Annotated in this window: 20 protein-coding genes and 2 pseudogenes; 16 read left to right on the top strand and 6 right to left on the bottom strand. The window is 72.1% G+C overall.

Features of this window, described 5'->3' with window-relative positions; translation table 11 throughout:
* Positions 1 to 140: 140 nt before the first annotated feature.
* From ABZ371_RS11610 to ABZ371_RS11575, 8 genes and pseudogenes are all read left to right on the top strand, one after another.
* A pseudogene (locus tag ABZ371_RS11610) lies at positions 141 to 429 on the top strand (MerR family transcriptional regulator); the annotation flags it as partial.
* A 702-nt stretch (positions 430 to 1,131) separates the two neighbouring features.
* On the top strand, positions 1,132 to 1,335 hold the full coding sequence (locus tag ABZ371_RS11605; protein WP_076967088.1) for a cold-shock protein: 204 nt from the start codon (positions 1,132 to 1,134) through the stop codon (positions 1,333 to 1,335).
* A gap of 325 nt (positions 1,336 to 1,660) precedes the next feature.
* Positions 1,661 to 3,178 carry a DEAD/DEAH box helicase gene (locus ABZ371_RS11600; protein ID WP_358676909.1) on the top strand — a complete coding sequence of 506 codons (1,518 nt, stop codon included), beginning with the start codon at positions 1,661 to 1,663 and terminating at the stop codon, positions 3,176 to 3,178.
* Positions 3,179 to 3,225: 47 nt separating this feature from the next.
* On the top strand, positions 3,226 to 3,630 hold the full coding sequence (locus tag ABZ371_RS11595) for a CBS domain-containing protein (protein ID WP_358676906.1): 405 nt from the start codon (positions 3,226 to 3,228) through the stop codon (positions 3,628 to 3,630).
* Between the two features lie 63 nt (positions 3,631 to 3,693).
* Positions 3,694 to 4,005, top strand: a complete 312-nt coding sequence (locus tag ABZ371_RS11590; RefSeq protein WP_358676901.1) for an SCO5918 family protein — start codon at positions 3,694 to 3,696, stop codon at positions 4,003 to 4,005.
* Positions 4,006 to 4,409: 404 nt separating this feature from the next.
* Positions 4,410 to 4,769 (top strand): PRC-barrel domain containing protein, encoded by a 360-nt coding sequence (locus ABZ371_RS11585; protein WP_358676898.1) that lies wholly within the window; start codon positions 4,410 to 4,412, stop codon positions 4,767 to 4,769.
* Between the two features lie 366 nt (positions 4,770 to 5,135).
* A pseudogene (locus ABZ371_RS11580) lies at positions 5,136 to 5,275 on the top strand (Uma2 family endonuclease); the annotation flags it as partial.
* A 166-nt stretch (positions 5,276 to 5,441) separates the two neighbouring features.
* Positions 5,442 to 6,311, top strand: coding sequence for a sulfurtransferase (locus ABZ371_RS11575; RefSeq protein WP_358676895.1), 870 nt, complete (start codon positions 5,442 to 5,444; stop codon positions 6,309 to 6,311).
* A 158-nt stretch (positions 6,312 to 6,469) separates the two neighbouring features.
* Here ABZ371_RS11575 and ABZ371_RS11570 read toward each other — a convergent pair whose 3' ends face one another.
* Together ABZ371_RS11570 and ABZ371_RS11565 are read right to left on the bottom strand one after the other, a co-directional pair.
* Positions 6,470 to 7,525, bottom strand: coding sequence for a DUF2804 domain-containing protein (locus ABZ371_RS11570; protein WP_358676892.1), 1,056 nt, complete (start codon positions 7,523 to 7,525; stop codon positions 6,470 to 6,472).
* Between the two features lie 242 nt (positions 7,526 to 7,767).
* On the bottom strand, positions 7,768 to 9,474 hold the full coding sequence (locus tag ABZ371_RS11565; protein WP_358676889.1) for a bifunctional 3'-5' exonuclease/DNA polymerase: 1,707 nt from the start codon (positions 9,472 to 9,474) through the stop codon (positions 7,768 to 7,770).
* 180 nt (positions 9,475 to 9,654) lie between these two features.
* Between ABZ371_RS11565 and ABZ371_RS11560 the strand changes: the two genes are divergently transcribed.
* The 4 genes from ABZ371_RS11560 to ABZ371_RS11545 all read left to right on the top strand — a co-directional run bounded on the left by ABZ371_RS11560 (position 9,655) and on the right by ABZ371_RS11545 (position 13,882).
* The gene (locus tag ABZ371_RS11560) at positions 9,655 to 9,855 is read left to right on the top strand and encodes a cold shock domain-containing protein (protein ID WP_358676886.1); all 201 of its coding nucleotides are present in this window, start codon (positions 9,655 to 9,657) and stop codon (positions 9,853 to 9,855) included.
* Positions 9,856 to 10,018: 163 nt separating this feature from the next.
* On the top strand, positions 10,019 to 11,173 hold the full coding sequence (locus tag ABZ371_RS11555; RefSeq protein ID WP_358676883.1) for a DUF2786 domain-containing protein: 1,155 nt from the start codon (positions 10,019 to 10,021) through the stop codon (positions 11,171 to 11,173).
* Positions 11,174 to 11,255: 82 nt separating this feature from the next.
* Entirely contained in the window at positions 11,256 to 13,367 is a 2,112-nt protein-coding gene (locus ABZ371_RS11550) for an FUSC family protein (RefSeq protein ID WP_358676880.1), read from the top strand.
* A gap of 272 nt (positions 13,368 to 13,639) precedes the next feature.
* Positions 13,640 to 13,882 carry a DUF397 domain-containing protein gene (locus ABZ371_RS11545; RefSeq protein ID WP_358676913.1) on the top strand — a complete coding sequence of 81 codons (243 nt, stop codon included), beginning with the start codon at positions 13,640 to 13,642 and terminating at the stop codon, positions 13,880 to 13,882.
* A gap of 62 nt (positions 13,883 to 13,944) precedes the next feature.
* Here ABZ371_RS11545 and ABZ371_RS11540 read toward each other — a convergent pair whose 3' ends face one another.
* Positions 13,945 to 14,538: an ATP-binding protein gene (locus ABZ371_RS11540; RefSeq protein WP_358676878.1), complete on the bottom strand. Its 594-nt coding sequence runs from the start codon at positions 14,536 to 14,538 to the stop codon at positions 13,945 to 13,947.
* A gap of 320 nt (positions 14,539 to 14,858) precedes the next feature.
* On the opposite strand from ABZ371_RS11540, the gene ABZ371_RS11535 reads away from it, so the two are divergent.
* The 3 genes from ABZ371_RS11535 (at position 14,859) to ABZ371_RS11525 (ending at position 18,006) form a co-directional block, all read left to right on the top strand.
* Positions 14,859 to 15,740: a helix-turn-helix transcriptional regulator gene (locus ABZ371_RS11535; RefSeq protein ID WP_358676876.1), complete on the top strand. Its 882-nt coding sequence runs from the start codon at positions 14,859 to 14,861 to the stop codon at positions 15,738 to 15,740.
* 63 nt (positions 15,741 to 15,803) lie between these two features.
* Positions 15,804 to 17,261 (top strand): aldehyde dehydrogenase family protein, encoded by a 1,458-nt coding sequence (locus tag ABZ371_RS11530; protein ID WP_358676873.1) that lies wholly within the window; start codon positions 15,804 to 15,806, stop codon positions 17,259 to 17,261.
* Positions 17,262 to 17,370: 109 nt separating this feature from the next.
* A complete protein-coding gene (locus ABZ371_RS11525) occupies positions 17,371 to 18,006 on the top strand; it encodes a PadR family transcriptional regulator (RefSeq protein WP_358676870.1) in 636 nt (211 codons plus the stop codon).
* 127 nt (positions 18,007 to 18,133) lie between these two features.
* Here ABZ371_RS11525 and ABZ371_RS11520 read toward each other — a convergent pair whose 3' ends face one another.
* From ABZ371_RS11520 to ABZ371_RS11510, 3 genes are read right to left on the bottom strand one after another with little or no spacing between them, the layout of a single operon-like run.
* Positions 18,134 to 19,555 (bottom strand): glutamate decarboxylase, encoded by a 1,422-nt coding sequence (locus ABZ371_RS11520; RefSeq protein WP_358676867.1) that lies wholly within the window; start codon positions 19,553 to 19,555, stop codon positions 18,134 to 18,136.
* Positions 19,556 to 19,570: 15 nt separating this feature from the next.
* On the bottom strand, positions 19,571 to 20,194 hold the full coding sequence (gene wrbA / locus ABZ371_RS11515; RefSeq protein WP_358676864.1) for an NAD(P)H:quinone oxidoreductase: 624 nt from the start codon (positions 20,192 to 20,194) through the stop codon (positions 19,571 to 19,573).
* A 43-nt stretch (positions 20,195 to 20,237) separates the two neighbouring features.
* The gene (locus ABZ371_RS11510) at positions 20,238 to 20,603 is read right to left on the bottom strand and encodes a YbjQ family protein (protein WP_358676861.1); all 366 of its coding nucleotides are present in this window, start codon (positions 20,601 to 20,603) and stop codon (positions 20,238 to 20,240) included.
* 146 nt (positions 20,604 to 20,749) lie between these two features.
* Between ABZ371_RS11510 and ABZ371_RS11505 the strand changes: the two genes are divergently transcribed.
* Positions 20,750 to 22,087: a DedA family protein gene (locus tag ABZ371_RS11505; RefSeq protein ID WP_358676858.1), complete on the top strand. Its 1,338-nt coding sequence runs from the start codon at positions 20,750 to 20,752 to the stop codon at positions 22,085 to 22,087.
* The last annotated feature ends 63 nt before the right edge of the window (positions 22,088 to 22,150 follow it).

Below are 22,150 nucleotides of genomic sequence, written 5' to 3'. Positions count from 1 at the left end.
TCTTCCTTTCTGTTTGGCTGGGTTAAACCCCGCGCGGGGTTCGCCTATCACGGCGGGTGGTGGGTGTCGCTGTTCCTGGGGGGCCCGGGTGCCATCTGGCACCCGGGCCCCTCCGACGTGTGTTCCGCAGGAACGTACAGATGACAGCAGACGATTTGTTCGGCCGTCCCGACGATGCCGACTGCCCCGCCTGCACCGTGGGCCGGGCAGCCGAGATGCCCAACACCACACAAGGGTTCCTCCGCGCCGTCGGCGAAGCCCGTCTCATCACGCCCCTGCGCTCCGCGGGCGGCCATCGCCGCTGCTCCCGTCACCATCCGCATCGCCGCCCGCGCCCGCGAACTCGTCGACGGCGCTACCCCGGTCGAAGCCGCCTGCCGCGTCGTCATCCTTGAGGAACGACTCCAGGAAGCCCAGCGGATCAACGCAGGACACCACCGAGACCCTGAGCCGCTCGGCACGCCGACCCCGGCCTGCGGCGCCGCGCGTCGGTGGAAGACCGGCAGGTGCCGGACTCGCCTGCCGGAAGTGCGCTCAAGGGCCGTCTTCCCTGCGGTTGTCATGCCCGAAAGGATGCTTCCGTCTTCGGCGTGGGCACTCTGTCATGCCGCTGCTTCTTCGCGCATGATGTCCATCGGCTGGCCGGGGCGGCGTCTGCAGGCGGCTTCAACACGGTGGAGGGCTTCGGCCGCGGCGTCAGCGGCAGCTTCCCGGACGCGTACCGCCTCCGTTCGGGAGGGGCCCTTCGCGCTGCCGTGAACTCCGGTCCGTCGCCGCCGGCAAACGGTCGGCATCCCCGCGCTGTGAAGGGTGAGCACTCTTCCGGCAACGCTGTGCCCGAGGCGGGCCGATATCTATGGCCACGGCGTGAGGGTTCGATGCGCCGCGCTGGGAGTGTTTTTATCGCACCGAAGAGGCTGGAATTTTTTCCCGTACGCGGACCATTACGGCATGCTACTGTCGACCTCGGTTGCAGTTGTGGTTCCCAAAAACTTCAGGCTTCTGCGTGGGTATTTCCGACCGGTGGAAGCTTCATTGTATTTCCGGTTCTCTCCGGGCGGGGCATCATCGCGGCGACGCGGGATCCGTGCATGACGGCTCCCGACGTACCTGCCCCGAAGGAGACATGACATGGCGTCAGGCACTGTGAAGTGGTTCAACGCAGCCAAGGGTTTCGGCTTCATCGAGCAGGACGGTGGCGGCGCCGACGTGTTCGCCCACTTCTCGAACATAGCCGCCCAGGGCTTCCGCGAGCTGCTCGAAGGCCAGAAGGTCACCTTCGACATCGCACCGGGCCAGAAGGGCCCGACGGCCGAGAACATCGTTCCCGCCTGATCCTGACGCGCACTTCGTAGCTGGGGCCCGCATCCTTCGGGGTGCGGGCCCCAGCTCCGGGCATCGTCCCGGAGTGGTGCCACCTGCGGTGAGATTCTCTCCCGCAGAGTGCTCTCGCTGCCCACTCCTTCTGAGTCCCACCTGTCGGTGGAACTGGATTCCTCGCCCCTATGGCGTCTCCATTCCATAGCCCTGCCTCCTGATCCGGGATCAGCCGCAGGTCCTATTGGATTCATCATTCTGCTCGGCCCGTTCTTGTGATTCCCCGCGCTGTTCTTCCGCTGCGGGAATTCCTTGATGCGTGCCGTATCAAGGAAGGTTCTGAATGAACCCCACACGTACGAACAATGGTTCTTCCCGTGCCCGCAGCCGTACCGCCGACTCCGGCCGGGGCGGTAGCCGCTTCGACTCGACCGCGCCGGCCCGTTCCGCTGCCCCGGCCCGTCCCGGCGGTTCGGGCCGCTCGGGTGGGCATGGGCGACGGCCCGCAGCGGTCCAGGGCGAGTTCGCCCTGCCGGTCACGGTCACTCCCGCGCTTCCGGCGGTCGAGGCGTTCGCCGACCTCGCCATGCCCGCCTCCTTGCTGGCCGCGCTCACCGTGCAGGGGGTGAGCGTTCCGTTCCCGATCCAGGGGGCGACCCTGCCGAACACCCTCGCGGGCCGCGACGCCCTGGGGCGCGGGCGCACCGGCTCCGGCAAGACCCTGGCCTTCGGACTGGCCCTGCTGGCTCGCACCGCCGGTCAGCGTGCCGAGCCTCGCCAGCCGTTGGCCCTCATCCTCGTGCCGACGCGTGAGCTGGCCCAGCAGGTGAGCGACGCTCTCGCCCCCTACGCCCGCTCGGTGCGGCTGCGCATGGCCACCGTCGTCGGCGGGATGCCGATCGGGAGGCAGGCCAACGCGCTCCGGGGTGGTGCCGAGGTCGTCGTGGCGACGCCGGGCCGGCTCAAGGACCTCATCGACCGCGGTGACTGCCGACTTGACGAGGTCGCGATCACCGTACTGGACGAGGCCGACCAGATGGCCGACATGGGTTTCATGCCCCAGGTCACCGAGCTTCTGGACCAGGTCCGCCCCGAGGGCCAGCGGATGCTGTTCTCCGCCACCCTGGACCGCAACGTCGACCGCTTGGTCCGCCGCTACCTCACCGACCCGGTCGTCCACTCCGTCGACCCGGCCGCCGGTGCGGTCACCACGATGGAGCACCACGTGCTCCACGTGCACGGCGCGGACAAGAACCGTACGACCACCGAGATCGCGGCCCGCGACGGCCGGGTGATCATGTTCCTGGACACCAAGCGGGCCGTGGACAAGCTCACCGACCACCTGCTGGCCAGCGGAGTGAGGGCCGCCGCGCTGCACGGCGGGAAGGCACAGTCGCAGCGCACCCGGACCCTGACCCAGTTCAAGACCGGGCACGTCACCGTACTCGTGGCCACGAACGTCGCCGCACGCGGCATCCACGTCGACAACCTCGACCTCGTCGTCAACGTCGACCCGCCGACCGACCACAAGGACTACCTCCACCGCGGCGGCCGAACCGCCCGAGCTGGGGAGTCCGGCAGCGTCGTCACCCTCGTCACCCCCAACCAGCGCCGCGACATGACCCGCCTCATGACCGCCGCCGGCATCGTGCCCCGGACCACGCAGGTCCGCTCCGGCGAAGAGGCACTCGGCCGCATCACCGGTGCCCGGACCCCCTCCGGTCTTCCGGTGACGATCACCGCGCCGGTGGTCGCGCGGCGTGAGCGCAGCCGCAGCGCATCCTCTCGCGGGCGGCGCAGCTCCGCCTCCGCGACCCGGCGCGTGACCGCACATCAGTCCTCCTTCGACGCCGCAGCCTGAGAAGTCCGTGGTCCGGGAAGCTCACCCATCCCCGCAGGAGGCACCTTTTGACGCTCGTCCAGATGCAGCCCCGCACGACCCATGCCACTGCCGTGGGCAGGACGGTGGCCGATGCCATGGACACCGCCGGGCCGCAGGTCTGTGACGACATGACCGTCGAGGTGGCACTGGCCGTCATGGCCAGTGCCCGTACCGGGCATCTGCTTGTCTGCGACGACAGCGGCCTGTGTACCGGACTGGTCACCCACGCCCAGCTGACAGCGGTCCGTGACGGCTCCGCGTATTCGGACAGGGACCGGTTGCGGGACATCCTCGGCGACCCGGGGCCGTTCACCTCGCTCGTGACCACCATGGCCGAAGCCGGGCACATGATGCGCTACAGCGACGTCGATGTCCTGCCCGTGGTGGACGAACACGGCAGCGCCCTGGGCGTCCTCGCCCTCGCCCGCTGAGCCGTCCCATCCGCGGCAGAACCACTCCCTCTTCGTCCCTCTCCCTGCTCCCTGTGAGGCATCATGCGCTGTGTCATCGCCCGCTTCCCGTTCGACCTCACCAGGAGCGGCGTCCTCGAATCGATGAAGGGCATCAAGCCCGAGCACGCTCCCGGCGAGTCCGTGATCATCGGCAGACGCACCTACCCCGTCAAACAGGTCGGACAGGTCATCACACGCCAGGACCGCCGCGACTTCAGCGCCGGAGAAGTCCTGCGGGCCATGACCCAGCTCGGCTTCACCTGCCGCGACCTGGCCCCGGCCCCCGCACCCACCCGGGCTGTCGACCCGTTGCAGCGGGCTTCCGCGATGCTCGGCGCCCCTGTGGCCGTTTGAGCGACGGGCAGGCGTGACCCGCCGGCAAGCAGTGGTGAGGGCCCGTCCGGAGCATCCGGACGGGCCCTCACCGTGTGCTGGAACAGTCCGGCCCGGCAAGACGTGAGCTGCTGTTGTCCGTCCGTGGACAGTAGTCAGAGGGCCGGAGCACGGCCGTGACCGACTTCCCGGCCCGGCCCTTCCCTCGCGCAACGGCCGCCTCCGCCACAGGGGCCTGGGCGGTCGGGGAAGCCGACATCCGACCAAGCCGCCACCCAACCCGCCGCGCCAGCAACCGACTTGGCCTTCCTGCGCGCCGACCGTCGCGTCGAATGCCTGATTGCCCGGCACGTGGCGGGGAAGGAAGAGACCGTCGCAGGAGAGCGGCCACCGTCCGCGGCGGGCCGGGACGAAGGGCTGGGTCTGTGAGCAGTATGTGGATGTACGCACCGGACAGCGGTCACACGGATGGCCGGTCGCTGGTGGGCTTCACCGTGGAGGCCGCGGACGGGGGCATCGGCCACGTGGACCGTCAGCAGGACCAGCCCGGCATACAGCACCTGGTCGTCGACACCGGTGTCTGGAAGTTCGGCAGAAGCGTGCTGATCCCGGCCGGTGCTGTCATCGCCATCGACACCGGGGCGCAGACGGTGAAGGTCGCACCGTCCCGGGAGGAGATCAAGGCCGCTCCCCGATTCACCACCGACAGCGAGACAGGTGATCCCGGCTACCTGTCGGCGGTCGGTGACTACTACCTGTCTCTCCGCTCCGCGCCCCTTCGCTGAACCTGGGCGCAACCGGCGGGCCCACGTACCAGGGAAGCCGGTACTCCACCGCGCCGCCGACCGGCCCTGGCACGGCAGCCTCGGCTCCGGCTCCGGTGTACCGGCGGGCAGCGGTTCCCGCCCTTCGTCCGGGGACGGTGTGGCAGGGAGGGCGTCGGTCCTGCGTCGCAGTTGGACCGGAGGGTCCGGGCCGCGCCGAGGGTCGGCCACATGTCCAGGACTGCGTCGACGCCGCGGATGCTGAACAAGCGTGTGAGCCTGGGAGAAGGCTGACGATGCGCAGGCCGGTGTGCTGGTGGGTGGTGAGGATCAGCACGCGGAACGTCGAACCGGCGAACGTGATGCCGCCGGCGTCCAGCATCACTCCAGGCCACCACCGGCGTGCCTCTCGTGTACACCTACGTGCCGGACCCGCTGCCAGGGTCTACCGGGACGGGGAAGTGTTCACCGGCGTCGTCACGGCCTCGGCGCCCTTCGCGGTGCAGGTCGGTCTCGGCAGGGTCTGAACCCCCTTCTGCGGCCGACCCGGTTCGCGGCCGCGACAATGAGGCGAACCCCCGGGCGCCGCACGCCGTTCGAACCATTGCCGCTGCCGCTGCCGCTGCCGCTGCCGACGCGGGCCCGGGGGACCGGTCCGGGGCGGCCGGGCTCGACGACTCGGGAGGGAAGCGCATGGCCGAAGACGCGCAGACGACGGGTGCCGCGCCGGATGCGGGAGGCCTGCCGGGGCCGCTCGTCGACATCGGTTGGCTCGCCGACCGGGCGGCCGACGGGGGCCTGGTGGTCCTGGACGCCTCGGTGGGAGCCCACCGCGAGGCCGGGCGGCGCATTCCGGGGGCGCGGCGCTTCGACATCGACGGGGCGCTGTCCGACCGGGCGGCGTCCGTCCCGCACACGATGCCGGGGGCCGCGCACTTCACCCGGGAGGTGCGCGCTCTCGGTGTCCGGGAGACGGACACCGTCGTCGTCTACGACGCCGCGGGCCTCTACTCCAGTGCCCGGGCCTGGTGGATGTTCCGGGCGATGGGCTTCGGCCGGGTCGCCGTGCTCGACGGCGGCCTGCCCGCCTGGGAGGCGGCCGGGCTGCCCGTCGACGCCGGCGGCCCCCGGGCCGCCGCGCCGGAAGGGGACTTCGTGGCCCGGCCCCGCCCGGGCCTGCTGGTGGACGGTGACGCGGTCGTGGCCGCACTCGCGGACCCGGGAGTGGCCGTCCTGGACGCCCGCTCCCGTGAGCGGTTCGCCGGCACGGCGGCCGAGCCGCGGCCGGGCCTGCGGGGCGGTCACATGCCGGGCGCCCTGAACCTGCCGTTCGGCGAGGTCCAGCGGGACGGCCGGATGCTCCCGCCGCCGGAACTGCGTGCCCTGTACGAGTCGTTGACGGGCGGCCGGGAGCGGTTCGTCGCCTGCTGCGGGTCGGGGGTCACCGCGTGCGTCCTGGCACTGGGCGCCGGACTCGCCGGATACCACGCAGTGTCGGTGTACGACGGGTCGTGGAGCGAGTGGGGCCTGCCGTCCCCGCGTCCGGTCGTGACGGGCCCGTAGGAGCCCGAGGCGGACCTGACCCTCACCGGCGCGACGAACCGCCGGGTCCTGACCGTCCTGGCCCACCTGCGGGGCAGCAGCGCCGGAGGGCTGTCCCGCCTGACCGGGACGAAAGACCCCGGCCGCCCCTCCGGCCGGTCGCCGCGGCTCCGCCCGGGTCACCAGCGCATGTGGACGTCCTCTGCCCATCCCAGCAGGTGCCGCACGGCGATCTCGGTGCCGTCGTCGGTGCGGACACGGCCGTCGTAGTGGCCGAAACACTGGTCGGTGCGGTTGGCGATCAGCCCGACGTCCGTATGGGCGGACCGGTGGTGGAACGGGGTGAACGTCAGGTCCACCTGGCCGGAGGACGGCGTGCGGAGCGTCCAGGGCGCGAGGAGGTCGGAGGGGGACCAGTGCCAGTCGAGCTCCTCGCCGATCTTGGTGAGCCGGCCGTCGACACAGAGCCCGTTCTCGGTGGAACCCGTCCCGCGCGTCCAGCGGCCGCCGAACTGGAGGCCGACCGTGTGCCCGTCGGTACGGCCGGAGGCCGCGCCCCAGTTCCAGTCGACCGTGCGGGGCCAGCGTCCGCGGCCGTGGTCCAGGACGGCCCAGGTCTCGTTGTCCTCCCCGCCGAAGGTCAGGATCTCGCTGCCGATCCGGACCCGGCCGGCGGCGGGCAGCGCGGTGTGCTTCGAGGTGTACTGGAAACGCTGCTCGCTCCACGGCACGACGACGGAGAGCGACTCGTGCGCCTCGGGCCGCGCGACGAGCAGGCCGACCTCCAGGGGGCTCCGGTCCGGCGTCAGGCAGCGTGCCCGCAGCCGGGTACCGCCGTCCTCGTCACGGATCTCGATGCGTACCCTGCCCCCCGTCGGACGTGCGGGTCCCACCACCACGTCCCTCGAACCCGGCGCCCCGGCGACCGTGTCCGGGAGGCGCACCCCCCGGGCGGCCGGGACGATCGAGGAACACTCGATCTCGCGGCCGCCGGGTCCGTATTCCAGGACGTAGACGGTGTTCAACGCCAGGAAGTCGAGATCGCTGACGGTCAGCGCGACCAGGTGGGTGGGTGTGGTGACGCACCAGTACTCCCACCGCTTGGTCCGGCCCCAGCCGCGAAGATTGGCGCGGTGCAGAGGCTTCCTCGACCAGCCGACCGCCGCCTGGTTCAGGGTGCCGTCCGGCAGACAGAGGTCGACGGGCTCGGTGATCTCCTGCTCGTGCGTCGCCATGGCCGGAGCCTATAGCGGGCACGGGGTCCGCCCCGGTACGGCTCCGGCGTGGTGCGGGCGGCTCGGAGGCGGGCCGGTCGGGGGCCGGGGAACCGGCCGAGCCGCGTCCGTGACGACGAGGTGGAGGCGGGCGCGAGGTCATCGGCAGGGCGGTGCGGCGGGTCCGGTGACTCCCGGACACGGACGTGGCGCGGCCGGCGCAGGGCTGGGCACCGGTACACCGAGGCGGGGTGCGGGAGCCGTCACTTGGCCTCCGAGTAGCGCTCGACGACCGCCGTGGTGAACGGGAACCGCACCGGGGTACGCCCGAACGCGACCCGTCCGGCCAGCTCCCCGGCTTCCCGGACCGCGCGCACGACCGCATCCGCCTCCTCGGCCGGGCAGTGCACGATCACCTCGTCGTGCTGGAAGAACACCAGCTCCGCCCGCATCCCCTCGGCGGTGAGCGTCCGCCGCAGCGCCGCCAGGAGCAGCAGGGCCCAGTCGGCCGCGCTGCCCTGGACGACGAAGTTGCGGGTGAAACGTCCCCGGGCCCGGGCGTTCGACGAGGCGTAGCCGGGTGTGAACCCGTACCCGCCGGTGCTCTCCCCGGCCTGCGGTTCGTCGTCCTCCTGCGGGATGCCGGCCTCCCCGTCCTCGCCGGCTCCGGCGGCGGGCGGGCTGGTGCGGCCGAGCCAGGTGCGGACGAGGCGGCCCTCCTCGCCGGCCCTGGCCGCGTCGTCGACGTAGGCGACGGCCTGCGGGAACCTCCTCCGCAGCGCGGCGAGGTTCTTGAGGCCGTCGCCGGAGGTCTGCCCGTAGACGGCCCCCAGCAGGGCCAGCTTGGCGTGGTCGCGGTCACCCTGGAACGCCCGGTCGGACAGGGCCTTGTAGAGGTCGCCCTCATGGCCCGCCACCTCCATCAGGCCCGGGTCGCGGGAGATCGCGGCCAGCACGCGCGGCTCCATCTGGTCGGCGTCGGCCACGACGAGCCGCCATCCGCCGTCGGCGACGACGGCCTGACGGAGCACCTTGGGGATCTGAAGGGCGCCGCCGCCGTTCGTCGTCCACCGGCCGCTCACGGTGCCCCCGGGCAGGTACTCCGGGCGGAAACGGCCGTCGCGCACCCAGTCCTGGAGCCAGCCCCAGCCGTGGGCCGTCCAGATGCGGTACAGCTTCTTGTAGCGGATCAGGGGTTCGACCGCGGGATGGTCCAGCCCTTCCAGCTCCCACCTGCGGGTCGACCTCACCTTGATCCCGGCCTGCGCGAAGGCCCTCACGACGTCGGCGGGCAGATCGGGCCGCACCCTTCGGCCGAAGGCCGCGGACACCTCCTCCGCCGCCTCGGCCAGCCGCCGCGGTTCGCCGCCGCCCGCGTAGCGCTCGCCCAGAAGTCCGTCCAGCACCTCCCGGTGCACATCGGTCCGCCAGGGGAGGCCGGACCTGTTCATCTCGGCGGCGACCATCATCCCGGCCGACTCGGCGGCCGTCAGCAGCCGCATCCTGTCCGGGTGCGCCGCCCTGCCGTGGCGGCGCAGTTGTTCCGCGTAGACCTGGAGCAGCCCGTCGAACGGCACGCCCGTCCCCGCGCTCGGTTCGAAGAGGGAGGACTGGGAGCCGGGCGCCGCCGGGCGGGGCGGCGGGTCGGCAGGCACCGGGGCGTCACGGAGCCGTGCCCAGGCGGCCGCGGCCGACCGGGGTTCGCCCAGCCGCCCCTCGTGTCCGAGCAGCAGGAGTTCGGCGCACTCGATGTCGTAGCACCGCTCCACGCGGACGCCCGCGGCAAGGAGGCGCGGATAGACCTCCGCGGTCGACCGCCAGACCCAGCGGGTGACGTGCGGGCGGGAGCGGACGGACTCGGCGAGGTCGGGCTCGGCCAGCACCGGTCCGGCGGGCAGGCCGTCCGCCCGCAGAGGCACGAGCAGGGCCGCACCCGCCTCAGCGGGGGCCAGAGCCCAACGTTCGGTCATGATCCGAGTCTGGCACCCGCCACTGACACCTGTGCGGCCCCGGCCGTGCGCCGCGCGGCAGCCGGGAGGGTGTGGAGCGGGCGGCCGGCGCATGCGGTTTGTCCACTTTGTGCTCGGGGAAGCTCAGCATGCGGCCGGGAGTGCACGCACGCGCCCGGCACCCACACGAAAGGCGCGACCATGAGCCAGGGCACGGTGAAGACGCTCGACGCGGACAGCGGTACGGGAACCATCGCGCAGGACGAGGGGGCGGACCTGCCCCTCCGGTACAGCGACATCCAGGAACCCGGCGACAGGGGCCTCGAAGTGGGCCAGAGGGTCGAGTACCAGGTCGCCCAGGGCCCGCAGGGGCCGCAGGCGGTCCACGTCCGCAGCGTCTGAGCACGCGCCGGCGGGTCGTTCGGCCCGCCCGGCCACCCGGGTGGCACGCACTCCCGGGCGGTGCCGGGACGCGGGCCGCCGTGCCGGACGGGCGGAGTCCTCCAGGGTGCCGGAGGCGGGAGCGGGCAGGCCCCGCCGAGCAGCGGGTCGTTACCCTGACCGGATGGAATCGGTGATCGACCGGGCGTGTGCCGCGGCCCTCTACTCGGACGACGACGCGGGTCTGGATACCGGCGCCTCCCTCCTGGCCGCGGACCCGTCGGCCGACGGCGAGCTGCACCGCCGCGGGGAGGAGTTCGTCCGCCGCGCCTGGGAGCGCGGCTGGCAGCCCGCCGACGTGGTGCGGACCGTCCGGCGGGAGCTGGACGAGACCGGGGCCGCGCTCGCCGCCACGCTGATCACCGCGGAGACCGCCCGGTACGGCGCCCTGCCGCCGCGCTGGGCGGACCAGCTCGCCGCGCTGCCCTCGCCGGCGCCCCGCAACCGCCCGGACCGCTTCACCTACGCCTCCGCCCTGCTGGAGCTGTACCGGCTGCTGCTGCGGCTGCCGGCCGTGGAACCGGTCGGCCCGCCGCCGGGCACGGCCGCCGACGACCGGCACCGCCCGCCCGCCCACGGTGAGCCCCGCATGCTCACCCGGATCCGCGCCCTGCTCGCCAAGGCCGAGGCGACGGGCTTCCCGGAGGAGGCGGAGGCACTCACCACCAAGGCGCAGGAGCTGATGGCCCGGCACAGCATCGACGAGGCCCTGCTCGCCGCCCGTACCCACAGCGCCGAGACCCCGGGTGCCTGCCGGATCGGGGTCGACGCCCCGTACGAGGACGCCAAGGCGATCCTGCTCGACGCGATCGCCTCGGCGAACCGGTGCCGGGCCGTGTGGAACAGCGAACTCGGATTCACGACGGTCGTCGGGTTCGAGCCGGACCTGGAGGCCGTGGAGCTGCTCTTCACCTCGCTGCTGGTGCAGGGCACCGCCGCGATGACGAAGGCGGAGGCGGGCCAGCGCGCCGGCGGGCGCCGGCGGACCAAGACGTTCCGTCAGTCCTTCCTGCTGGCCTACGCCCAGCGCCTCGGCGGCCGTCTCGCGGCGGACACGGCACGCGTCACCGCGGAGGCCGGCGGGGACGAGGCCGCCGGCGGCCTGCTGCCCGTGCTGGCCGCCCGGGATGTGGCCGTCACCGGCACCGCGGAGCGGATGTTCCCGAGGACGACCACCGCACGCGTGCGCGGCGCGACGGACGCCGACGGCTGGACCCACGGGACGCACGCGGCCGACCGGGCCGACATGGGCCGCCGGGGGCCCGGGATCGGCCGGTAGGCCCTGGCGGGACGTACCGGCGTGCCCGGCGTCCCGCGCGCTGGTCCGCCACGGACGCCGGGGAAGCCCGTACGCTCGTGCCATGAGCTGGTTCCGGGCGCTGAAGGAGACCGCCCGCTCGGGGCTGACGGTCGAGCGGCGGCGGCTGGAACCACTCATCGCCCTGCGGGGCGCGGTGGGCCTCGCCCTCGTCGTGGGGGTGAGCCTGGCCCTGTTCGGGCCCGTCATCGCGGCCGGTTCCGCCTTCGGCGCGTTCCAGGCGGCCATCGCCACCTTCCAGCGCAGCTGGCGTCCCCGGCCGGTGCTCGCCCTGGTCTCCGGTGCCAGCCTCGCCGTGTCGACGTTCGTCGGCTACGTCAGCGCCTCCCACACCGTCCTCTTCCTGGCCATACTGGTGATCTGGACGTTCGCCGCCGGAATGGCCTGGGCCGCGGGCCCGACGGGCGGCATCATCGCCGCCTCCAACGTCGCGATCATGCTGGTGACGATCACCCTCCCCACCTCCGTGGCCGACGCCGCCACGCACGCCGCCGTCATGGCGTGCGGCGGTCTGGTGCAGGCGGCTCTCATCGTGCTGTTCCCGATGCGGCGGTGGGGCGCCCAGCGCGACGCGCTCGCCGACGCCCTGGCCGCCGAGGCCGACTACGCCCGGCGCCTGCGGCACGACCCGACCACGCACTTCGACCCGGTGCCGCTGATGACCGCGCGCAGCGCGGCCGCCGTGACCCCGCGCCAGGCCCGCCGGCGCCCCGCCGAACTGCACGGGGCCCGCGGCATCGCCGAGCGCCTGCGACCGGTCCTGGCCTCGCTGGCGGACCCCGCCCTGGGCGTACCCGCCGAAGGGCTGGAGCGCGCCTGGGTGCGCGAGATGCTGTCCGCCGCCGGTTCGGTCCTCGACGCGGCGGCCACCGCGGTGCGGCATGGCGAGCCCGTCCGCGTCGCACCGACCGACCTCGGTGTCCTGCGGACGCCGGACAACGAGGTCATCCTCGTCGGGCCGCCCCGGCGCGCGGCCGACCGGCTCAACGTGCTGCTCGCCGACGTCATGGAGATCGCGGAGGGCGCGGGCACCGGGGCGCCCTCGGGGCACGCCGCGGAGACCCGGCGCCGCCCCGGGCTGCTGCGGCTGGTCCCCGTGGTGCTGACGGCGATGCGCCGGGAGCTGCACCGCAGGTCACCGATCCTGCGCCACGCCGTCCGCGTCTCGGTGGTCGTCGCCGCCGGCTACCTCCTCGGCGCCGCCCTGCCGTTCGGCCACGGTTACTGGGCACCGATGGCCGCCGTCATGGTGATGCGCCCGGAGTTCTCGCAGACCTACTCCCGCTCCGTCGCCCGGTTCGGCGGCACCCTCGTCGGCGTGGCCCTCGCCACCGGCATCGTCCAGGCGGTCCGGCCCGGGGTGACGGTGGCCGCGGGTCTGGCGGTGGTCTGCGCGTTCCTGATGTACCTGCTGATGCGCACCGGGTACGCGGTCGGCCAGGCGTGCGTCTCCGCCTACGTCGTGTTCCTCCTCGGCATGGCGGGGGACGACTGGTCGCAGACCGTGCCCGAACGGGTCGTCCTGACCTTCGTCGGCGGGCTGCTCGCGATGGTCTCGTACGCCCTCTACCCCGCGTGGGAGACCCCGCGGCTGCGCAACCGGCTCGCCGCCTGGCTGACCACGGACGGCAGGTACGCGGCCACGGTGCTGGACCACTACGCCGATCCGGCCACCGCCGATCTGGAGGACGTGCGAGCCGCGCTGCTCACCACCCGTGAGGCCCGGGTCGCCTGGCAGGAGGCCCTGGAGACGGCGCAGCACGAGCCGGTACGGCACCGGGGCATCTCCAGGACCGCCGCCGACGACGCCCAGCAGGCACTCGCCCAGCTGGGCCGCGTCGCCATGCTGATGGAGGCCCACCTCCCGCCCCGCTCGGCCGATCCCGTGCCGGGGGCGGCGGAGCTGGCCGGCGCGCTGCGCAGGGCGACCGAACAGGGCGCCCGGGCCGTGCGGGAGCGGCGGGTGCCGGACTGGGAGCCGGTCCGCCGGGTGGTGGAGCGCTGGGAGGCGCCGGAGGGCGAGGCGGGCGCGGCGCCGGTGCCCGGCCCGTTCGTGCGGGGCGGCGCTGTCCTGCTCCTGCGGGCGCTGGACGACTTCTCCCGGGGGCTGGAGGGTACGCCGGGCGCGGAGGGGGTGAACGGCGCGCCGTCCTGAGTACCGCCCGGGTTCGGTTCCCCAGGTGTACAGGGCGCAATTCCCGCGTCACGTCGCCGCGTCGGGGCCGAATAAATCGTGGAAACGGGATCCGGACCGATGCTTTTCGCGTCTCTTCCGCAGGGGGGTGTGTGAAGGCCCGGACAGATCACGGAAACCTGTAATCGTTCGCACACCCGGTGTGCACGTGCATCTGCTCATGCATCGGCATATGAACACAGCTATGATCCGAGCTAGTTGACACTTGCACCTTGCAACTCGGGGAGCGTCCTGTGCACGACGTGTACAACGGCATGGCGGCCACAGAGCTTCGCGGAGTCGTCTGGCAGAAGAGCAGACACAGCAACTCCCAGGGTTCCTGCGTGGAGTTCGCCAAACTGCCCGGCGGGCATGTGGCCATGCGCAACTCGCGCCACCCGGACGGGCCGGCCCTCGTCTACACGCCGGCCGAGATAGAGGCGCTTCTGCTGGGCGTCAAGGACGGGGAGTTCGACCACCTGGCCCTGGACGGCTGACGGCGCACCCGCCCCGCACGCGCGGTCCGGGCACGCCACCGGACGGCTTCGCGGCGGGAGCCTCAGAGACTGTAGGGAAACGCCTCCGCGCGCGTCGTGGAGGGCATGCGCTCCACGGCCGGGCCGTCCGCGGCGGTATCGCCGGACCTGTCCGCCAGCCGGAACAGCGCCCACACCACCTTCCCGCGCGGCAGACGTGCCTGCGCCTCCCCGGCCGGTACGGGCGAGGGGTGCCACCCCCAGGAGTCGCTGAACGACTCGACCAGGAACAGGCCGCGGCCCGACTCCGCGGAGTCCACCGCCTCCCCGGCCACCGGGCCGTCAGCGCTGGGGTCGCGCACGGCGCAGACGAGCCGTGAAGTCCAGCGCATCAGGTGCAGGCGCACCGAGGGGTCCTGGTGTTCCCGCGCGGCCTCGCACGGCAGGGCGTGCCGCAGCGCGTTGGTGACCAGCTCGGACACCACCAGGGCGACGTCGTCGAAGCGGTCGCCCAGGTCCCAGGACATCAGGGTGGTGCGGGTGAACCTCCGCGCACCGCCCACGGCCTCGTACCGGGACGGCAGCGCGCAGGAGGCCGAACCGGCGACCGCGGAGGGGTCGATGGGTGGGAGCCCTCGCCGTAACGGCTCGAGCGTCGTCGATCCATTCGTCCCCATACGAGGCACTCCCGGGAATCGCGGCTGTGACGGCACTGCTTCTGACGGCTCTGCGAGGGGTACAGCGGCACAACAGGAACGGGCACGCAGGTGCGCGAGGACCATGGTTGCCAATGCGCAGAGCAGATGCAAGGGCAGATGCACGTGCACGCGCCGGACGTGCCCGGTAGCGTGACGGTTCTTACTCATTTATTCCCGGTACGGGCACGGAAGCTTTCCGGATCTCTTGCCATTTGTGTAATCGAATGAGTACGCGCTGAAGCGTTTTGGTGGCAGAATCCGCCTCCGGGGTTCGGGGGGATCCCGATGCACGGGAAGCGATGGGGAGGGTTGGACCAGTGCCGGCAGGCGAGTCGAGTGGATCTGTGGTGCGGCGCATCCTGCTGGGCTCACAGCTCAGGCGGCTGCGCGAGTCGCGCGGCATCACCCGTGAGGCGGCCGGCTACTCCATCCGAGCCTCTGAATCGAAGATCAGCCGCATGGAGTTGGGACGGGTGAGCTTCAAGGCCAGGGATGTCGAGGACCTGCTCACGCTGTACGGAGTCATGGACGAGGCGGAGCGCGAATCACTCCTCGGCCTGGCCCGTGAGGCCAACGTGGCGGGTTGGTGGCACAGTTACGGCGATGTGCTGCCCGGCTGGTTCCAGACGTACATCGGTCTGGAGGGGGCGGCCTCGCTCATCCGGATCTACGAGGTCCAGTTCGTGCACGGCCTGTTGCAGACCGAGGCGTACGCCCACGCCGTCGTGGAGCGGGGTATGCGCGGCGCTCCGGCGGCGGAGGTCGACCGCCGGGTCGCGCTGAGACTCGAGCGCCAGAAGGCACTGGTCTCCGAGCGGGCCCCCCGCTTCCACGCGGTGCTCGACGAGGCGGCCCTGCGCCGCCCCTACGGCGAACGCTCGGTGATGCGTGCCCAGTTGCGCCACCTCATCGACATGTCGGAACACCCCAACATCACCCTCCAGGTGATGCCTTTCAGTTTCGGTGGCCACGCGGGGGAGAGCGGGGCGTTCACGATGCTCCGCTTCCCGGAATCCGATCTGTCGGACATCGTCTATCTGGAACAGCTGACGAGCGCGCTCTATCTGGACAAGCCGGAGGAGGTCGCTCAGTACGAAAAGGCCATGACGCGGCTCCACGACGACAGTCCGGGGCCCGAGGAGAGCCGGGATCTTCTGCGGGGACTTCTCCAACTGATCTGATCCGACAGTACGATGACGTATCTACAGGAGTCCGCGCCTGCAGTGAGGGATTGAAGGGATTGCATGTCCTTCTTCAATGAACTGGCCCACCAGTACATCGACGGCGAGTGGCTCACCGGCAGCGGCTCGTGGGACATCATCGATTTCAATCCCTACAACGGCGAGAAACTCTGCTCCGTCACCGTGGCGACCTCGGCACAGGCCGACCTCGCCTACCGGGCCGCCGAACGCGCGCAGCGGGCGTGGGCCGTGACCAATCCCTACTCCCGCCGCGCCGTACTGGAGCACGCCGAGCGCCTCGTCGGGGAACGCGCGGACGACATCGTCGAGGCGATCATCGACGAGCTCGGCAGCACCCGCTCCCGGGCGGAGTACGAGGTCCGGGCGGCGCGGGAATTCCTGCGTGCCGCCGCCGGCCAGGCACTCACCCCGACGGGCCGCCTGCTGCCCTCCGTCACGGACGGCAAGGAGAACCGGCTCTACCGGCTGCCCGTCGGAGTCGTGGGCGTCATCGGCGCGTTCAGCTTCCCGTTCCTCGTGACGGTGAAGAGCGTGGCCCCGGCCCTGGCGCTCGGTAACGCGGTCGTGGTGAAACCCCACCAGAACGCCCCGGTCGTCGGCGGGGGGCTGGTGGCGAGGATATTCGAGGACGCCGGACTGCCCCCCGGGTTGCTGAACGTGCTGATCACCGACAGTGCCGAGATCGGCGACACTTTCATAGACCACCCCGTGCCCAAGGTGATCTCCTTCACGGGTTCGGAGCGCGTCGGCCGGCACATCGCGGCGACAGCCGCCGGACTGTTCAAGAGGACCGTCCTGGAACTGAGCGGCACGAGCGCGCTGGTCGTGCTGGAGGACGCGGACATCGGGCAGGCGGTACGGGCGGCCGTCCACAGCCGTTTCCTGTACCAGGGGCAGACCGGCATGGCCGCCGACCGCATCCTGGTGGACCGGTCCGTGGAGGCGGAGTTCGCCGAGCGCTTCACCGCCGAGGTGGCCGCCCTGAAGACCGGCGACCCGCGCGACCCCGGGACCCGGATCGGCCCGGTCATCAGCGAGTTCCAGGCCGACGCGCTCACGGCTCTGGTGGACGAGGCGCTCGCGGCCGGTGCCACCGCCCTTGTCCGGGGACGCACGCGGGGCAGCCTCGTCGAGCCGACGGTGCTGACCGGGCTGCCCGCCGGTTCACCGCTGCTGACGCAGGAGGTCTTCGGCCCGGTGGCGCTGCTGGCGGCGTTCGACGGCGAGGACGAGGCCGTACGCCTCGTCAACGACAGCCCCCAGGGGCTGAGCGGCGCCGTGCACACGGCCGACACCGAGCGCGGCGTGCGCTTCGCCCGGCGCATCGCGAGCGGCGTGTTCCACGTCAACGACTCCGCTGCCCAGGACGACCCCCTGGTGGCCCTCGGCGGTGACAGGCTCTCCGGCATGGACCGGTTGAACGGCGAGGCGGCCGTGGAGGCTTTCACCACCCAGCAGTGGGTCTCGGTCCAGCACGGGCGGACGACGTTCCCCTTCTGACGTCCGGCGCCGCTCCCCGCCCGCCGCGTGCGGGGAGGTGGCCCGTCCTCCCGCCGCCGCCGAGGGCGAGGGATACCCTGGCCGCAGTTGACGGCAAGGGTGGGGTGGTATGTCGGCGATCCGTCTCCTGGTCCTGGGAGCCGTGCGCCAGCACGGCCGCGCACACGGCTACCAGGTGCGCAACGACCTGGAGTACTGGGGCGCCCACGAGTGGTCCAACGCCAAGCCCGGATCGATCTACCACGCACTCAAGCAGATGGCGAAGCAGGACCTGCTCCTCGCCCACGAGGTCGCCCCCTCGACGGCCGGCGGTCCGCCCCGCACCGAGTACGAGATCACCGACAGGGGCACCCAGGAGTTCTTCACCCTGCTGAGGTCCGCGCTGACCTCCTATGACCAGGGCACGGACGTCCTCTCCGCAGGCATCGGCTTCATCGTCGATCTGGGGCGGGCCGAGGCGGTGGCACTGCTGCGGCAGCGCATCGCCGCCATCGAGGGCTGGCGCGCGTCGGTCACCGAGCACTACACGCCTGCCGAGGGGCCTCAGCCGCTCGGGCACATCGGCGAGATCATGAACATGTGGCTGCACTCGGCGGACGCGGGCGCGGAGTGGACGCGTGGCCTCGTCGCACGGATCGAGGCGGGGGCGTACACCTTCGCGGGTGAGGGTGCCCCCTTCGTGGGCGTGCTCGCCGACGGGCAGGAGAACCCGTTCGCGGCCGGGGCCCCCGGACGCCGCGGCTGACACCCTCGCGCCTTCCGGTGCCTCCCGCCGCTCCCGGGCCGGCCGCGCGCGGCGCACGAACGGCCCGGGGCGGGCGAGACGGTGGACGGAGCACCGGGTGGCCGGCCGCCCGGTGGCGGCCGGGGCATCAGTGGTGGAACGCCGTCTCGACCCCCGGGCCCCGGTTCGCGGGGTGCGCCTGGCCGCGCAGTTCGGGCAGCAGTCTGCGCACGTCGTCCATCAGCAGCTCCGCGAGGTCCGAGGAGAAGCCGTTGCGGCAGACGACGCGCAGCACCGAGAGGTCCTGGCGGTTGGCGGGGAAACTGTAGGCGGGCACCAGCCAGCCGCGTTCGCGCAGCCGCCGGGACACGTCGAAGACATCGTACGCGGTCACGTCGGGGCTCGTCGTCAGCGCGAAGACCGGCAGTTCGTCCCCGCGCGTCAGCAGCCGGAAGTCGTCCAGGTCCTCGAACTCCGCGGCCAGCCGCCGCGCGATGTCCCGGGACGTCTGCTGGACGGCCCGGTAGCCGTCCCGGCCCAGCCGCAGGAAGGTGTAGTACTGCGCCACCACCTGTGCGCCGGGCCGGGAGAAGTTCAGTGCGAAGGTCGGCATGTCGCCGCCCAGGTAGTTGACCCGGAAGACCAGCTCCTCGGGGAGTTCGGCCGGTGAGCGCCACAGGGCCCAGCCCACCCCCGGGTAGACGAGGCCGTACTTGTGGCCCGAGGTGTTGATGGAGGAGACCCGGGGGAGCCGGAAGTCCCACACGAGGTCCTCGTCGACGAACGGGGCCACCATCGCTCCGGACGCGCCGTCCACATGGACGGGGATGTCGAGCCCGGTGCGCTCCTGCAACGCGTCCAGCGCGGCGCAGAGATCGGCGATGGGCTCGTAGGAGCCGTCGAACGTGGAACCGAGGATGCCGACGACACCGATGGTGTTCTCGTCGCAGAGCTCGGCGGCCGCCTGCGGGTCCAGGTGGAAGCGCTCGCCCTCCATCGGGACCTGCCGGGGCTCCACCTCCCAGAACGTGCAGAACTTGTCCCAGCAGACCTGGACGTTGACGCCCATCACGAGATTGGGCCGGGCGGTCCCCGGGTACCGGTCGGCGTTCCTGGCCGCCCAGCGCCGTTTGAGCGCCAGCCCCGCCAGCATGCAGGCCTCGCTCGACCCCGTGGTCGAACAGCCGACCGCGGTCGCCGGGTCGGGCGCGTTCCACAGGTCGGCGAGCATCGCCACGCACCGCCGTTCCAGCTCGGCGGTGCGGGGGTACTCGTCCTTGTCGATCATGTTCTTGTCGCGGCACTCGGCCATGAGCACACCGGCCTGGGGCTCCATCCAGGTGGTGACGAACGTGGCCAGGTTGCGTCTGGAGTTCCCGTCGAGCATGAGCTCGTCGTGGACGAGCCGGTAGGCGGTCATGGGCGGCAGCGGACCGTCGGGGAGGCGGTGGGTGGGGGGTGCCGCGGCCATCGGCGCGGTCGGGTCGGCCTCCCCGAAGAACGGGTTGAGGGCCAGCCTGCGGTGTTCCTCGGACGGGGTGCGTCCGTGTGCGCCCTGGTGGAGTGGCATGGGGGCGTCTTCCTCTCAGTCCTCGGCCGCGAGACCGGCCTTGAGCGCCCGGGTGAACTTCACGACGCGCTCGGCCTGGACGCGGGCGGCCGTGAGGGTCACCTCGCCGACCGGGATGTCGCCCTGCCCCGACACGTGGGAGGTGCCGTACGGATTGCCGTCGGCGAACTTCGCCGGGTCGGTGTAACCGGGGGTGACCAGGATGCCGCCGAAGTGGTGGATCGTGTTGTAGAGCGCGAGCAGCGTGGACTCCTGGCCGCCGTGGGTGGTGCTGCTGGCGGTGAAACCGCTGTAGACCTTGTCGGCGAGCTGCCCGGTCTGCCAGAGGCCGCCCAAGGTGTCGAGGAACTGCTTGAGCTGTGCGGTGACGTTGCCGTACCGGGTGGGCGAACCGAAGATCACCGCGTCGGCCCAGACCATGTCGTCCGGCGAGACCTCGGGGACACCGGCGGTCGCCCGCGCGTGCTCGGCCCACGCGGGGTTGGAGTCGATGGCGGCCTGCGGGGCGAGTTCCGCCACCTTGCGCAGCCTCACCTGGGCACCGGCCGCCTCGGCGTCCCCGGCGAGGGCCTTCGCGATCGTGGAGATCGTGCCGGTGGACGAGTAGTAGACGACCGCGACGTTCACGGACATGGGCATGGGTGGGCCTCCGGATGGGGGGTGAGGAGCGGGGCCGGAGCGGTCAGGTCCGGGTGACCACAGCCGCTGTTCCGTAGGCGCAGACCTCCGTGCCCACGTCGGCGGCCTCGCTGACGTCGAAGCGCATCATCAGTACGGCGTTGGCACCGCGGGCCCGCGCCTGTTCGACGAGCCGTTCCATCGCCTGGTTGCGGGTCTCCACCAGGGTCTTGGTCAGTCCCTTCAGCTCGCCGCCGATCACCGACTTCAGCCCCGCACCGATCTGGCTGCCGAGGTGCCGCGACCGGACGGTGAGTCCGAAGACCTCGCCGATGACCTGCGTCACCTGATAACCCGGGACGTCGTTCGTCGTGACGACCAGGACGTCCGCCTGCGGCGTCTGTCCGCCGCCGTAGTCCTCAATGCCCATGACGTGGCACCTCCTGTGGCCAGCCTCGCCCCGCTCGGTACCGGCCGCATCCTTGGCTACGCCACTGGAACCCGGAGGCGTTCCCCGGCGTTGATAGCTTGGGGCGGCCACGCAGCCGCCATCGATCGATCCTGGAGCCCGGACCCTTGAATACGCTTGCGCTCGGCCCGAGCTGGCTGGACCCGGATTACCTGCTCAACACGTTCGGCCTCCCCGGCCTCCTGCTCATCGTGTTCGCCGAATCCGGGCTGCTGATCGGCTTCTTCCTGCCCGGCGACTCCCTCCTGTTCACCACAGGTCTCCTCGTCACCACGGGCGACCTGAAGTACCCGCTCTGGCTGGTCTGCGTCCTGGTGGCGCTGGCGGCGATCATCGGGGACCAGGTCGGCTACCTCTTCGGCCGCAAGGTGGGCCCGTCCCTCTTCAAGCGCCCGGACTCCCGCCTCTTCAAGCAGGAGAACGTCGAGAAGGCCCACGAGTTCTTCGAGAAGTACGGGCCGAAGTCGCTGGTGCTGGCGCGCTTCGTGCCCATCGTCCGTACGTTCACGCCGATCATCGCCGGTGTGAGCCGGATGGACTACCGCTCGTTCATCACGTTCAACATCATCGGCGGCGTGCTCTGGGGCGTCGGCGTGACCCTGCTCGGTGCGGCGCTCGGCCAGATCGACTTCGTGCACGAGAACATCGAGATGATCCTCATCCTGATCGTTCTCATCTCCGTGGTGCCGATCGCCATCGAGTTCCTGCGGGCGCGCGGCAAGTCGAAGAAGGCCGCGGCTGCCGACGAGCGGCGGCAGGACGACGACCCGTCCGGGACCCCGGCCGCCGGTGCGGCGGGGCAGTTCCACGGCCGGGACGAGGACCCGTACGCCGGCGGCGGCCAGGGCGCCGCGTACGACGCCGGCCCGTACACCGCCGGCCCGGGGGCGGGACCGTACGGCCCCGGAGGAGCGGCACCGTACGGTGACGACCAGGGCCACGGGCGGTACGGCCAGGGCCAGGGCCACCAGTACGGCGGTAACACCCAGGCCGGCCCGTACGGCCACGGCCACGACGCGTACGGCGACGGTCAGGCGGCCCCGTACGGCGACGGACGGCAGTACGGCGACGGGTACGCGGAGCCGTACGGCAGCGGTCAGGGCCAGTACGGCGGCAGTGGGCAGGGCCAGTACGGCGGTGCCGGTCAGGGGCAGGGCCAGTACGGCAGCGGCCAGGGCCAGTACGGCACCGGTCAGGGCCAGGGCCAGTACGGCAGCGGCCAGGGCCAAGGCCAGTACGGCGGCAACGCCCAGGCCGGCCCGTACGGCGGCGGCCCGGGCGCCTACGGCGGCGGTCAGGCGGCCCCGTACGGCAGCCGGCAGGGACACCACGGCGACGGCCAGGCGGATCCGTACGGCGAGGGCCGGCCGTACGGTGACGGCCAGGCTGCCCCCCGCGGTGACGGCCAGGAGGGTGACGCCGGCTCCTACGGCTGGCGCGAGTAGGGCCGTCGGCCCCCTGGGCCCGCGGAAGAACGGCGCTCCGCTCCCCCCGAGAGGGGAGCGGAG

The sequence above is a fragment of the Streptomyces sp. NPDC005899 genome (genome assembly GCF_040629645.1).
Lineage (GTDB): Bacteria > Actinomycetota > Actinomycetes > Streptomycetales > Streptomycetaceae > Streptomyces.
The sequence above is the reverse complement of the archived record's forward strand: the minus strand, read 5'-3'. Positions and strand labels throughout refer to the sequence as shown.